Origin of the sequence: Wolbachia endosymbiont of Onchocerca ochengi (genome assembly GCF_000306885.1) — a bacterium.
Classification (GTDB): Bacteria; Pseudomonadota; Alphaproteobacteria; order Rickettsiales; family Anaplasmataceae; genus Wolbachia.
The window spans coordinates 262,683-276,658 of sequence record NC_018267.1; the positions used below are offsets into that span (position 1 = coordinate 262,683).

The window sequence follows — 13,976 nt, forward strand, 5'->3', positions numbered from 1 at the left end:
CTGCTTTGTTTTTAGAACCTATACAAAGCGAGGGGAAAGTGTATATTCTAGATGTAGAGTACCTTCAAAAGGTGAGAGAAATAACAAGAGCTCAAGGAATAATTTTGTGTTTTGATAAAGTGCAATATGGATATGGACGTATCGGTTCTTTATTTTATTATCAGAACATAGAAATTGAGCCTGACATGTTAACTTGTGCGAAAGCTATGGACAATGGATTCCCTATAGCTGCATGTTTAATAAAAAGTTATGTAGCAGAAGCGATTACCCTAGGAACTCATAAGATCAACTTATGGCGGTAATCCTCTTGCTATTACTGTCGGTAACACAGTGCTTGATATAATGCTGAAAGAAAGCTTTTTTAATCATATTAGAAGAGTTAGTAAATATTTAAAAGAGAAATTGCTACTTTAGCTAAAGAATTTCCAAAGATAATCTCAGAAATTCGTGGAGAAGGTTTATTGATAGGAGTAGAGCTCAAAGTACCTTTTGCTGATAAAATTGTTAGCCGATCTCTTGACAAAGGTTTAATAATAACTAGAGTTATTAAATAATAGAGTGATAAGAATAACCCCCTCCACTTATTACTGAGGGTAAACATGTAGATGCAGCATGCGATATACTCCATAGTTTATTTTTTGAGGTTAAAAATATGTAAATGTTTTAGGTATATAAAACCTAGCCATACAGAACTTCAAATTTGCAAATGCTTCTTATAGTAGACAAAATTAACTCTAGTTTTTATCACAGTAATATTACACTTTAATGGGTCAGTTATTGATTTTAGTATTATCAATAATTTTTGTTTTGTTGATTTTATCATTTTTATTTTCAGGAGCAGAAATAGGATTAACCTCTATTAGCCGCTCCCGAGTAAATAAATTAAAGCTAGACGGTAACAAAAAAGCCAAGGTAATCGACCATTTATTAAATAAAAAGGAATTAACAATAGGTACAATATTACTCGGCAACACAATTATTAACATTACCTGTTCCGCTTTACTTACAGCAATAGTCATAAACTTTTTTGGGAACGAAGGCGTCTTTCTATTAACAATTACAATGACATTCTGCATCTTGCTATTCTGTGAGGTATTACCAAAAACTTACGCCATGCAAAACCCTGAGAAGTTTACATCATTTTCTGCTTATTTTGTACTGTTTTTTGTCAAGATCTTTTCTCCATTGACGTCAGGTATTCAGTTTATTGTTAATCTCATTCTAAAATTATGTGGTCCTAACAAAGACAGGGAGGTAATATCTGCAGCAGATGCAATGCGTAATATTATTGTTCTTCATCGCAGTGAAGGAACCATGTTAAAACAGGACTTAGATATGCTAAACAGCATACTTGATTTAGCTGAGACAGAAATATCAGAAATCATGACCCACAGAAGAAACCTATTTTCTCTTGATATAGATCGAAATAAGGAAGAATTAATAAGAGAAATTTTAACCAGCAGTCACAGTAGGGTACCATTATGGCAAAAAGAACCTGATAACATCATCGGAGTAGTTCACGTAAAAAACCTAATAAACGCTTTGCGTGAAAAAGATAATAGAACAGAAGAGGTTAACATTACTCAAGTTATGTCAAAACCTTGGTTTATACCAGAAAGTACGCCGCTTAGCGTGCAACTGCATAATTTCCGTAAAAACAGGAAACACCTTGCGTTTGTTGTTGACGAGTATGGAGCCCTACAAGGAATCGTAACTCTTGAGGATATACTAGAAGAAATAGTTGGAGAAATCTCTGATGAACATGATTTAATCACAGAGAATTTCATAAAGAAAATATCTGATAATATGTATCACATAGAAGGAAAATCTACTATTAGGAACATTAATAGGCAGTTACATTGGAATCTTCCTGATGAAGAGGCTACAACTTTGGCAGGCATGATTGTAAATGAAATAGAGCGTATTCCTGACGAAGGTGAAGAGTTTTCCATGTATGGTTTTTATTTTAAGATTTTAAAAAAAGATAAAAACACTATTACTGCTATTGAAGTACGAGCGAAAATTGATAATACTGTAACAGCAATTAATTAATTTGGTTTTATGAAAAGCACAGTAAAAATAATAGCTGATAAGCTAAAAAGCTACATAAAGAGAATCGAAAAACTTGAACAAGAAAAGAAAGACATATAAAACCACATCTGTGACATGTATGCAAAAGCTACAGATAAAGTTTGGGATACAAAAGTAATGAGACAGATTGTTAGACTAAAAAAATGAATAATGATAATAGAGAAAAATAGGAAATATTGCTTGGTACTTATAAGCGTACATTAGAAATGAGTCACGAAGAAGATTAAATGAATAACAGAATTGTAATTGGAATAAGTGGAGCATCTGGTTCTATTTATGGTGTACGTATTCTAGAGATATTAAAAAAGGTCAGTAAATCTCTTGAACTTGCTACAACATATTCCAGCATCACGTACTCGAATAACACTAAATCAAGTTACGAAACTCATCTAGTAATAAGTAGTGCTGGAAAAATAACCATAAATCATGAAGTTACAGAAAAACTTGAGGATATCATATCACTTGCAGATTTTTACTATTCTGAGGAAAAAATAGGAGAAAAGATAGCAAGTAGCTCATTTAAAACTTTAGGAATGATTATCGCTCCATGTTCTATAAAAACAATGTCTGAAATTGCATCAGGTATTACTTCCAACCTATTAACAAGAGCTGCAGATGTAACATTAAAAGAAAGAAGAAAATTAGTTCTTATGGTGCGAGAATCACCATTGCATCTTGGCCATTTACAAAACATGTTAAAACTAACAGAGATGGGAGCATTAATTGCTCCACCAGTGCCAGCTTTCTATATTAAGCCAAAATCTTTAGAAAATATTATCAATCACTCTATTGGCAAGGTATTAAATTTGTTTGATATTAAATTACCTAACCTCAAAGAATGGCAAGGAGTGTAGCAAATGTCAATTATTATTGACGGTAAAAAAATAGCAAGTAATCTACATAAAAAGCTATCACGAAAAATTAATGTTTTAAAGAGAGAACACAACATTTTTCCTTGCCTTAAAGTAATCCTTGTGGGAAGCAATCCAGCAAGTCAGATCTATGTTCGCAATAAACAAAAAAAAGCAGAATCAATAGGTATAAGTTCTGAAACTATTGTTTTATCTGACAATATTTCAGAAGATAAATTAGTTACAAAGATTAATGAATTAAATACAGATCTATCTGTTCATGGCATTTTAGTACAATTGCCTTTACCAAGTCATATTAATACAAGCAGAGTAATTAACATAATAAATGTCGAAAAAGATGTAGATGGCTTTCATGATGAAAATGTCGGCAGACTAGTTAAAGGTGAAAAAAATTGTCTTATACCTTGTACCCCTAAAGGTTGTTTATATTTGATTAAATCAATTGAAAAAAACCTTTCTAGTAAAAATGCTGTTGTGATTGGGAGATCAAATATTGTGGGTAAGCCAATGTTTCACCTATTGTTACAAGAAGACTGCACTGTTACCATCTTGCACTCACAGAGTAGAAATTTAGCTAAATATTGCTCTAGGGCAGATATAATAGTCGCAGCAGTCGGAAAGCCAAGATTTGTTCAAAAAGACTGGATAAAAAAAAGCGCAATAGTAATTGACGTTGGCATAAATAGTGTAAACACAGAAGGGCAACCAAGCCTCATAGGTGACGTTGACTTTGATGGGATAAAAGAAAAAGCCAAAGCTATTACTCCAGTACCAGGAGGCGTTGGCCCAATGACTATCGCATTTTTGATGGTAAACACTATTATTGCTACTTGTTTGCAGAAGGGAATTGATGCTTCTAGCTTTATATGCCAAGACCTATAGCTGCAGTAATATGATTAGTTAGGATGATAAAATTGAAAATATGGTTAATAACAATCTTTCTTTTACTACATTCAAGTACAAACTTCTATTATGATTATAATTTTCATTTACCGCACCGTGGATCCAACCATAATCTATAATTTTATTATATAAATAATATAAGCAATATAAAAAAATTGCTGAGTAGCAATAACAAATTTGTTGTACTTACATTTGATAATAGACCTCCAACAACAGAATATGTGATACTACCAATGTTCTATCTATGAAGCAAAAGCAACACTTCTTCTTTTATGAACGTATAAATCTGAAATAGTAGAAAAATCCATAAAGCAAGTCATGAGCTGGGCAGCTATTCTTGGTCACATAGAAAATTGATGTTATTCGCAAGTGAGAAATAATTCAAGTGTTTTAAAAGACAAACATGGCAATTAAAAAATATAATAGAGCAGAATAATATAAAATAGTTTTGTCCGCCATATGAATAACATGACAATAATTTAATTAAAAACACCGATTAATTGAGTATGTATTTGATATCATGAATAGTTAATTTCCTGAATTAACAAAAGCAATAAACCAAAGATATTAGCAAAAGAGTTATCAGAATGTACGTAATGGAGCAATGCAATTGCTCCATTATCACAACAATAAATCAAATATAATCAAAGTTCAATCTTATATAGTCAGATATTAACAAGTCTAATTAGAACTTGTCACCTTAAGTAAGCGAGGGAAAAGGGCTTGTAGTGTAGTTAAAACTAAAAGTATATCAAAAGAAATCATAGTTTATGATTCATTAAATTAGATAGTGTACAGATGTTAGAATGTGATATACCTAGATATAATATTACTTCCCCTGCTTATTTTTGATTCTTAAAAAGATATAACCTAGAAAAATGAACTCCATTCATGTACCGGAATAACAACTTTCTACCCAATTCATTAATTATTTTAGTTATAAATGTTAAAAAGATTAACGAATGAAAAAAGTAAAAGAGAATAAGGTTGATACTCGTTTTAAAACGTTAGCATTTTTTTTATGTTTTAAATGTTTAATAACCGCAATTTAGCTGCATTTAAAGATACTTAAGAAATTTACTTTTCAAAAAAAAACAGCAAAAGAAACCCTGTGTAGATAGTTATTCTTTCTCTAAATCTTACAAATCGGCATTGCTGCTTAAACACTTTATAAAACATGTTTTAGCTTATGTAGGTAAAAACCTATGGATCCGTAAAGATATAAGATTCACATAGTTCAAAAATAAAAACATAGAATATTAACTACTTAATATTTTTGTCATTTTACCTCACAGATTGAAGATAACTAAACACCTTCAATTCTTCTTAAGAAGACTGTAAAAACTTGTTAAGTAACTTTTGCATCTCCTATGAGCTACTTAGCTTATAGTTGATGTACGTCAAATGACATCTTCGTACTTCATTGCTATAATATTCAATACACTATCTTTATAAATCATATAGTTATGTATCGAAGTTTTTCGTTCTTTTGTATTCGTACCACAAAGCTATGTTTGAAGAGATTCTATGCAAACAAAAAACAAAGTCTTTAACCGCAGGGCATTTATACTAGGTGGTATCCAACTTACCATTTCTGCGATTTTCAGTTGCAGATTATATAATTTACAAATACAAAACAGAAAAAAATATGAAGCACTATCTAACAATAATAGGATACGAATCGCTACTATTGTACCTATGCGAGGCAGAATTTTAGATAGGAATGGCATTGAGCTTGCAGCAAACAAAATTTCTTATGTTGTTTCATTTAATGGGCAAAAGGCTTCTAACAAAGAAGTCGATTTGCAAACATTATCAGAAATTGAATCTAAGATAGCAAAGTCGTCACAAATAAAAGTAACCGCTTTTTATAAACGTTATTATCCTTTCGGTTCAATATGCTCTCATACACTAGGGTATACAAAAAAACAGCAAGGCACGAGTGAGACAGGAGTAAGTGGTATTGAATATACATACGATAATATATTAAAAGGTGAGCCAGGAAAGTCTGAGCAGGAAGTCAATTCTAAAAACCGTGTCATGAGAGAATTGTTGAATATACCACAGCAGGACGGTCAAGATGTACAGTTGACAATTGACATTGATTTGCAAAAAAAAATTGCAGAAATATTTAAAGATTACAATGGCTCTGTAGTTGTAATCGACGTAAATAATGGAGAAATTTTAGCGTTATATAATTCACCCTCTTATGACAATAATCTCTTTACTAGCAAATTATCGAATGAAACTTTGGAAAGCCTAAATGCTCCTTCATTACCACTTATAAATCGTGCACTATCATACCAAATTCCACCTGGCTCAATATTTAAGATAATAGTTGCACTTGCAGGTTTAAAAGATGGAATAATTATCCCAGAAGAAAAATTTTCATGTAATGGTTATATGAAAATAGGTGAACGGAGATTCCGTTGCTTGCAAAGTAAAATTCATGGATGTGTGTCTTTGAATGAAGCAATGGTTCTCTCATGTAACACTTACTTTTATAATATAGGGAAAAAAATAAGTGTAGACTCTCTAGTAGAAATGGCCAGAAAATTTGGTATTGGTAGTGGTCCACTAATTGAAACATTTAAGGAAGAAGCTCCAGGATTGTTGCCTGATAGAGATTGGCGTTCACGAAAGCTATACTCAGAATGGTATTTAGGCGATACTATAAACTTAGTTATAGGACAAGGATATTTGCTCACAACACCACTGCAGCTTGCAGTCCTTGCAGCAAGAATTGCAACAGGGAAAAAGGTAATTCCCTACATTAAAACAAGTAAAACGATACGAGATTTTCCTAATATTAATATAGATTATGAGCATCTTAGAATAGTTCAAAAAGCTATGTCTGATATGGTGAATTCTAAAATTGGAGTCTATAGAAGAAGGCTTGTACTTACAAGCAATATACAAATAGCCGGTAAAACTGGTACACCAGAAATAAACTCCAAGGGTGAAAGTCACAAACTATTTATCGCTTATGGCCCTTATCATGACCCACGCTACGCAGTCTCTGTATTTACAGAATATGGTAAAGCTCCACGCCAGGATATTACTATAGCTAATGAGATATTACAACACATGTTTAAAAAGTGATTTTTACAAAGATTAACTTATTTAACTTATCTATAAACCATTGACAACTGTTTATAGCTTTGTTATCATTAGCATTGTGTTAATAGTGAGAGAAAATGTATATATCCACTACTACGCTATCAAAAGGTAGTACAAATCACTGGGAACTTATCAAAACTAAGTTAACTGTATTTCAACCTTTAATTACTATTTTAGCATCATCTGCATTAAGTTTTACAGCTGGTCAATATCTTCCTTGCATCACTACAACAATTTCTAATTCTAATGTCAATACAGTAGCTCCTTTAACAATTTTTATTGTTTTTGCAGTTGCTACACTGGTTTTAGTAGCATACCTTATCAAACTCAGTATTTCTAAAGTTAGTAATAAAAAAGAAGTAAGTCTCAGTAGAGGAACCTTCAAAGAGGAACAGCAAACAAAAAAAATGATAAAAAAATCATTGCTTGAAAAGCGATCAATTGAAGAAAGTTTTAATAAAACTATTAAGAGGCAAAGTAGTGAATCACAAATAAAAGTTGATAGTGATATTGATTTGAAGAATAAATCAAGTATATACACTTCTACACAGCTTTCATTAGCTCCTGACACAGCTGTTTCACAAACTGATACTGCAGGATCACCACACAGTGCTGCTACGCAGTTTTCTCTTACTTCAAGCTTAAGTGAAATCCTTTCATCAAAAAAAGTTAATGGCTCTAACATGCCTGAAGCTGGAATTGGTAATGATACCAAACAAGGAAGCAGTAAAGATATTTTACTCGAGCAGATAAAAAAAGGAGTTAAGTTAAGGCACACTAAAAACACAAATGTACAGCAAAAGCAGTCTGGTACTACTGATCAAAATCAAGATATGGTTTTGATTCTTAATATCGCACTTGCACGGAGGAGAATAGCAATCAAATCCTCAGACAGTGAAAGTGAGTGTTCTAGTTTTAACAGTAGTTCAGGTTGGAGTACAGATGAAGAAAGACCGAAAAAAAAGAGGCTAACAAAACACAAGGAAAAGTATACACCTCAAGCTCTCCCATCAGACAATGAAAAAGGAAACATAACTCCCGAAAGTGGTTATAGGTCCGGTGACGACATCAAGCCTGAACTCGCATCATTATTACACTCTACACTAAAAACAGATAAGCCTTCTGTGTCACCAAAGCCAACCAATTTACAAATGAGATCTAAAATTTCTCTTATAAAGGAAAAGAGTAATACAGATCTAGTGAATAGTGAGGTACAAGATCCATCTACTCTTTCTTTCAAAGAACGTATGAGTCGATTCAGAAATTAGAAGAAAAGAAAAAAGATATAACACACTTTCTTATCTTTAAAATAAGTTTACTTACAAATCTGATCGTATTAAGATTATCTAATATAATCAAATCTATTAAGTGCGCTTATCTAAATATTACTTACCAACTTTAAAAGAAACTCCTACTGATACTGAGATTACTTCTCATCAATATTCGATACGCGCAGGTTTAGTAAAGCAAATAGCATCTGGCATTTATTCTTGGTTGCCACTTGGCCTTTTAGTGCTTAAAAATATTGAAGGTATAATCAGAGATGAAATGAATAAGTCTGGCGCCATTGAAGTATTAATGCCTTGTGTACAGCCGGCAAATCTTTGGCAAGAGTCAGAACGTTACAATAATTACGGCAAGGAGATGTTACGTATTAAGGACAGGTATGAGAGCAATATGCTTTTTGGTCCAACTCATGAGGAGGTAGCAACTGATTTGATTAGAGGCATGGTAAAGAGTTACAAAAATTTGCCACTTTGTTTATATCAAATTCAGTGGAAGTTTCGTGACGAAGTAAGACCACGTTATGGTATTATGAGAGGTAGGGAATTTTTGATGAAAGATGCATATAGTTTCGATACAGACTATAAAAATGCACTGAATTCATATAATTCAATGTACAAAACTTATATAAAAATTTTCAAGCGCATGGGATTCACTCCAATTGTAGTTAGGGCAGATACTGGACTAATTGGAGGAAATTTAAGCCACGAGTTTCATATATTGGCAAGCACAGGTGAAAGCACTTTATATTATGACAATAAACTTCCTGAATTACTGAAAAATGAAGATGTTGAAAGTTTAAAGAGCATATACGCAGTTGCAGATAATATACATCATACTAAAACTTGCCCTATACCACAAGAACAGTTAAGCCTTAGCAAAGGTATCGAAATAGGTCATATTTTTTACTTCGGAAATAAATATTCAAAGCCAATGAACGCAAAAGTTACTACACAAAATGGAAAAAATGTTAATATACATATGGGCTCGTACGGCATTGGAGTTTCAAGGCTTGTTGGTGCGATAATAGAAGCTTTCCATGATGATAAAGGAATTATCTGGCCAGAAGCGATAGCTCCCTTCAGAATTGGCTTAATTAACCTACAAATAAAAACTGGTAAATGTGTAGAGATTGCAAACAAAATATACAAAACTTTGAAAAGCGATAAAGTGCTTTACGATGATACAGAAGAAAGCATAGGAGTGAAATTTGCTAGAATGGATCTGATAGGCCTGCCATGGCAGATAATTGTTGGAAAGAAGGCAGTAAGTGAAAATTTAGTTGAAATAAAAAATAGAGTAACTGGAGAAGTGAAAGAAATTCAGATTGAAGAAGCAATAAATCGCTTTACCACAGAATGATACGTGGTATTGGTATTGATATAGTATATATATCAAGAATATTGAAGATACTGCAGAAGTATGAGGGAAAATTCCTCAATAAAATCTACACTAAGCAGGAAATAGAGATAAGCAGAAAGTACAAAAGTCAAAAAATACGTGCAAAATATTTTGCTAAGCGCTTTGCAGCAAAGGAGGCTTTTGTTAAGGCGTTAGGTAGTGGATTCAGCCAGGGCATTACAATGAAAGATATAGAAATATATAGCGATTCAAGAGGGAAGCCATATCTTACCATTAGCAAGGATTTTATTTCCAAAGACTGCATATTGCATCTTTCTCTAAGTGATGATGGAGATTACGCTATTGCGTTTGTTATAATCTGCAATGATAGGTAAAGTTTGCCTTTTACTATCGATTTACTATACTTATTCGGTAAGGTTTATCTTATTTGAATGCATAAAATATTAGTAAAGAGTAATTGTAAGCCCTTGGTTGGAGAAATTAAGATTAACGGTTCAAAGAATGCTATTTTACCGATAATGGCGGCAAGCCTATTAAGCAGTTCTTCAGTAACTTTACATAACGTACCTAATCTAATTGACGTACATCTGATGTCTGAACTGCTCGAAAAGCTTGGAGCGAAGGTAAACTTTATGTACAATAAAGGCTATAAAGCAAACCATATTTTTGAAATTGATTGTAGCAATATCAATAATTACATAGTATCACATGAAACTGCAAGTAAGCTACGAGCATCTTTTCTAATGCTGGGTCCAATTCTCAGTAGATTTGGTAAAATTACAACGGTCTTCCCTGGTGGATGTAATATTGGAAAACGTCCCGTTGATATGCACATCAAAGCATTAGAAGCAATGGGAGCTGAAATTGAAATTGATGGTTGTAATATAATTGTAGCAGTGAAAGGAAAACTAAAAGGGAAAGAGATTACATTCGAGAAGACAAGCGTTGGCGCAACAGAAAATATAATAATGGCGGCAACCCTTGCAGAAGGGGTGACAACAATAAACAATGCTGCAACAGAGCCAGAAATTGTGGATTTAATAGAATTTCTAAAGAAAATGGGAGCTAATATTAAAATCAACAATAAAAAAATTACAATAACAGGAGTTGAGGTATTAAATGGATGTGTCCATAAAATAATATTAGATCGTATAGAAGCTGGTACATATGCACTAGCTGCTATAATAACTGGTGGTGAGTTGACGTTAGAAGGAATAAATCTATCTGATATAAGATGCATTGCAAATGAGTTGGAAACCATAGGAGCTAAGATCGAATTACTTGATCAAGGTATTACTGTTTCTAGAAAAAGCTGTTTTATTAAATCTATCAACGTCGCAACAGATTCGTACCCTAATTTTCCCAGTGACATGCAACCACAACTTATGTCCACAATGTGCATTGCTGATGGAACATCTGTCATTGAAGAAAACATTTTTGAGAACAGGTTCACACATACAAGTGAGTTGAGAAAATTAGGTGCTAACATAAACATAAAGAAAAACAAAGCTACTATAAACGGAATAAAAAGCTTATACGGAGCTAATAATCTATATGCTACTGACCTGAGGTCAACAGCGGCTCTGATACTCGCTTCTTTGGTAGCTAGAGGAGAAACTACGATAAGTAATTCAGATCACTTATGGAGGGGATATGAAGTAATGCATGAAAAACTCAATTCATGCGGAGCTGATATTTCCATTTTATCTTAAAAACATGTTATGAATGAGAAACGTTATTTAACTAAGCGAACTACAGTGAAAGAAATGGACGAAATTCTATACAAAAAATACAAAGTATTAGATCATGGATTTATTCGGGTAATAGATTATATGGGCTCTGATAGTGCTATACTACAAGCTGCTCGTATCTCTTATGGAAAAGGAACAAAACAGATAAATCAAGATGAAGCACTTATAAAATATTTGATGAGACATTACCATACAACTCCATTTGAAATGTGTGAAATTAAGTTTCACGTGAAACTCCCGATTTTTGTTGCAAGACAATGGATAAGACATAGGACTGCAAATGTGAATGAATATTCTGCAAGATACTCAATACTCGATCATGAGTTTTATATACCAAAAGCAGAACAGATCGCAAAACAATCTGATAATAACAAACAAGGCAGAGGCAAAGCTTTTGACTTAAACACTTCAAAAAAAATAATAGATTCTTTAATAAATGACTCTAATCTAGCATATTCTCATTATGAGAAGTTTATTGAACAAGGGCTTGCAAGGGAAATTGCTCGAACTAATTTAACGCTTAATTACTACACACAATTTTATTGGAAAGTAGATCTACATAACCTCTTTCACTTTTTGAAGCTCAGAATTGACAAACATGCTCAATACGAAATCAGGGTCTATGCAGAAATTATGTTAGATATAATAAAGGAGTGGGTACCGATAGCTCACAGTGCTTTCATTGAATATTGCTTAGAGTCAGCTTACATTCCAAGATCTGGCCTAGAAGTAATTCGCAAGCTGATTAAAGGAGAAAATGTTACTAGAGAAGAAAGTGGAATCAGCAAAAGAGAATGGAACGAGCTAATGTCCATGCTTTATAAGCAATCTTGAAGATTATGCATCAGCTTTTTTACCATTAATTCTCGTTTGTTTTTATATTATATTAATCATCGCTTTTATAGAACACCTCATTAAAATTACTTATATTCCCAAATCCTGGCCTTTAATAAACAAATGATTATTTGCAACATAAGCCTCAGAAAGAGTAACCAGCTTTTTATCAAGCTCAGAACCCTGTACATAAACTTTATTATATAGAGCAGTCATTTTATCGCAATCACATTTTTCAGTAATATACTGACTACTTAAGTTTTGATAAAAATTATCCATACCTTGATTTTGAGCTTACAGTATTGCTTGACACTTTCCCATCTCAATAGGACTTCCTACTCCGATTTTTAAATCGTGGGTTAAATTTTTTTCTATATTATCATCTTTCATATCTCTGATAATACTATTATAGCAGCTTCTTTCTGTTCGTTTTTATCTTCTTCAACTTCTCTTTTCTCCCAAGCTTAACTTTGCTTTCTATTGAAACTTCTTCGTTCATAAAACTATCACTAAGTACAACTTCTACATTCACCTGATTGTTACCTTCTTTAAATCCGTCAGATAATCTTTCAGATAATCGATTATCACTAAAAGATGGTCCACCGTTTAAATGCTTAGCATAGTTATCATAATTCAATTCATATATTGAATAAAACCCGCTTTCAAGTTCAGGATAAGAGCTTTTATTGAAAATAAAAAATAAATTTCTGTAGTCAAGCAATATGTCATAACTAGAGCTGATACAATGTAAATATTTGTTATCTTCATACTTCTGTTATATAATACTTACTTGCATCGAGGACTATCTAATACTTCCTTTGTCAAGCTGTAAAACTGCTGTGGAGCAGGCGTTGCTCATATTATGGCCTTTTCTACTTTAAACAAAATAACTTTACCTTTTTTTATAAGCCTTTAACTTCTTACTCTTTCGATCTAACCCTTCTTCTGCTTATCTTTCCTCTCTTACCAATTTTAGTTCTTCTTCAGCAATTTTCTTTTGCATCTGTAAAAATATATCTTGTGTGGTTAATCAACTCTTGTTACCTAGAAAAGTATCTAACACATTCAATGCAATCGGTAACAATTCACTTCCGTCATCAAAACTTCTTTCTTGTACCTTATTATAGAGGTTAGGGTTATAAATTGCATACCATAGGTAAAATCCATAGTCTACTATCTTTCCTTCATCCAATGATATCTCCATTGAGAACTTGTAATAATTGAGTGGAAGATTAAATATTAAATATCTACCATCATCATTGTTAATATACAGTTAACTTCTGCCATTAAATTCACTATATTTATTATAATAGATATAGAATTTTCACGATTAAGATTCAGGCTTATCTAAGCTATCAAATTGAACTATACTGTTAAGTCTCTCACGCAAAAGATTTTTGCTTTCGTTCGCAAGCTTCATACTTCAAAAAGTAATATTATAGGCTTGCCTTTTTTTATCTCAAAGTTCAAAATAATTGTATCTTTAATCATTAGTGTTTTCTATAAATTGAATAAGTCTATTAATTATATAACGTGTACATGAAAAATATGTTAAAGTTAAGTTTCTTTATACCTAAGTATAGGTAATTACAATTTATCATTTCAGCACACACCGTATAATTTCATAAACATTTACTTTTATTAAGATAACTCGCATAAGCAAAAGGTATCATTCAGTGCCTAGGAATTTTTGTACCTTCTAGCTTAAGTAGATACTATAATATATAGTAATAATAAAACTAAGTAAAATGCATTTATA

At 32.3% G+C, this 13,976-nt stretch carries 13 protein-coding genes and 1 pseudogene; 11 read left to right on the top strand and 3 right to left on the bottom strand.

The genetic code is table 11. From position 1 onward, the window contains the following. Positions 1-5: 5 nt before the first annotated feature. The 11 genes and pseudogenes from WOO_RS04250 to thyX all read left to right on the top strand — a co-directional run bounded on the left by WOO_RS04250 (position 6) and on the right by thyX (position 12,217). Positions 6-302, top strand: a complete 297-nt coding sequence (locus tag WOO_RS04250; protein ID WP_255325507.1) for an aminotransferase class III-fold pyridoxal phosphate-dependent enzyme — start codon at positions 6-8, stop codon at positions 300-302. Positions 303-765: 463 nt separating this feature from the next. After that, on the top strand, positions 766-2,052 hold the full coding sequence (locus WOO_RS01000) for an HlyC/CorC family transporter (protein WP_014868841.1): 1,287 nt from the start codon (positions 766-768) through the stop codon (positions 2,050-2,052). Between the two features lie 9 nt (positions 2,053-2,061). After that, positions 2,062-2,238: pseudogene (locus WOO_RS04320) on the top strand (GapR family DNA-binding domain-containing protein). A gap of 80 nt (positions 2,239-2,318) precedes the next feature. Beyond that, positions 2,319-2,945: a UbiX family flavin prenyltransferase gene (locus tag WOO_RS01010; RefSeq protein WP_014868842.1), complete on the top strand. Its 627-nt coding sequence runs from the start codon at positions 2,319-2,321 to the stop codon at positions 2,943-2,945. Between the two features lie 3 nt (positions 2,946-2,948). After that, positions 2,949-3,845, top strand: coding sequence for a bifunctional methylenetetrahydrofolate dehydrogenase/methenyltetrahydrofolate cyclohydrolase FolD (gene folD / locus WOO_RS01015; RefSeq protein WP_014868843.1), 897 nt, complete (start codon positions 2,949-2,951; stop codon positions 3,843-3,845). A gap of 1,548 nt (positions 3,846-5,393) precedes the next feature. After that, positions 5,394-6,968, top strand: coding sequence for a penicillin-binding transpeptidase domain-containing protein (locus tag WOO_RS01020; protein ID WP_014868844.1), 1,575 nt, complete (start codon positions 5,394-5,396; stop codon positions 6,966-6,968). Between the two features lie 95 nt (positions 6,969-7,063). Then, on the top strand, positions 7,064-8,254 hold the full coding sequence (locus WOO_RS03670; protein ID WP_014868845.1) for a hypothetical protein: 1,191 nt from the start codon (positions 7,064-7,066) through the stop codon (positions 8,252-8,254). Positions 8,255-8,354: 100 nt separating this feature from the next. Continuing rightward, positions 8,355-9,632: a proline--tRNA ligase gene (gene proS, locus WOO_RS01030; RefSeq protein ID WP_014868846.1), complete on the top strand. Its 1,278-nt coding sequence runs from the start codon at positions 8,355-8,357 to the stop codon at positions 9,630-9,632. Beyond that, positions 9,629-10,006, top strand: a complete 378-nt coding sequence (locus WOO_RS01035) for a holo-[acyl-carrier-protein] synthase (RefSeq protein ID WP_014868847.1) — start codon at positions 9,629-9,631, stop codon at positions 10,004-10,006. Before proS ends, WOO_RS01035 begins: the two co-directional genes overlap by 4 nt. A 57-nt stretch (positions 10,007-10,063) precedes the next feature. Beyond that, the gene (gene murA / locus WOO_RS01040; protein WP_014868848.1) at positions 10,064-11,344 is read left to right on the top strand and encodes a UDP-N-acetylglucosamine 1-carboxyvinyltransferase; all 1,281 of its coding nucleotides are present in this window, start codon (positions 10,064-10,066) and stop codon (positions 11,342-11,344) included. A 9-nt stretch (positions 11,345-11,353) separates the two neighbouring features. After that, entirely contained in the window at positions 11,354-12,217 is an 864-nt protein-coding gene (gene thyX, locus WOO_RS01045) for an FAD-dependent thymidylate synthase (protein ID WP_014868849.1), read from the top strand. 90 nt (positions 12,218-12,307) lie between these two features. On the opposite strand, the gene WOO_RS01050 is transcribed toward thyX, so the two are convergent. The 3 genes from WOO_RS01050 to WOO_RS04010 all read right to left on the bottom strand — a co-directional run bounded on the left by WOO_RS01050 (position 12,308) and on the right by WOO_RS04010 (position 13,421). Beyond that, positions 12,308-12,496, bottom strand: a complete 189-nt coding sequence (locus tag WOO_RS01050) for a hypothetical protein (RefSeq protein WP_044135390.1) — start codon at positions 12,494-12,496, stop codon at positions 12,308-12,310. A gap of 127 nt (positions 12,497-12,623) precedes the next feature. Further along, positions 12,624-12,938 (bottom strand): hypothetical protein, encoded by a 315-nt coding sequence (locus WOO_RS03675; RefSeq protein ID WP_052307033.1) that lies wholly within the window; start codon positions 12,936-12,938, stop codon positions 12,624-12,626. A 309-nt stretch (positions 12,939-13,247) separates the two neighbouring features. Further along, positions 13,248-13,421, bottom strand: coding sequence for a hypothetical protein (locus tag WOO_RS04010; RefSeq protein ID WP_155981154.1), 174 nt, complete (start codon positions 13,419-13,421; stop codon positions 13,248-13,250). Positions 13,422-13,976: the final 555 nt, after the last annotated feature.

What these genes read in the sequence shown, in the direction of transcription:
- WOO_RS01000 (WP_014868841.1), top strand. Translation starts at nt 766, where the DNA reads ATGGGTCAGTTATTGATTTTAGTATTATCAATAATTTTTGTTTTGTTG.
- WOO_RS01010 (WP_014868842.1), top strand. Translation starts at nt 2,319, where the DNA reads ATGAATAACAGAATTGTAATTGGAATAAGTGGAGCATCTGGTTCTATT.
- folD (WP_014868843.1), top strand. Translation starts at nt 2,949, where the DNA reads ATGTCAATTATTATTGACGGTAAAAAAATAGCAAGTAATCTACATAAA.
- WOO_RS01020 (WP_014868844.1), top strand. Translation starts at nt 5,394, where the DNA reads ATGCAAACAAAAAACAAAGTCTTTAACCGCAGGGCATTTATACTAGGT.
- WOO_RS03670 (WP_014868845.1), top strand. Translation starts at nt 7,064, where the DNA reads ATGTATATATCCACTACTACGCTATCAAAAGGTAGTACAAATCACTGG.
- WOO_RS01035 (WP_014868847.1), top strand. Translation starts at nt 9,629, where the DNA reads ATGATACGTGGTATTGGTATTGATATAGTATATATATCAAGAATATTG.
- murA (WP_014868848.1), top strand. Translation starts at nt 10,064, where the DNA reads ATGCATAAAATATTAGTAAAGAGTAATTGTAAGCCCTTGGTTGGAGAA.
- thyX (WP_014868849.1), top strand. Translation starts at nt 11,354, where the DNA reads ATGAATGAGAAACGTTATTTAACTAAGCGAACTACAGTGAAAGAAATG.
- WOO_RS01050 (WP_044135390.1), bottom strand. Translation starts at nt 12,496, where the DNA reads ATGGATAATTTTTATCAAAACTTAAGTAGTCAGTATATTACTGAAAAA.
- WOO_RS04010 (WP_155981154.1), bottom strand. Translation starts at nt 13,421, where the DNA reads ATGGAGATATCATTGGATGAAGGAAAGATAGTAGACTATGGATTTTAC.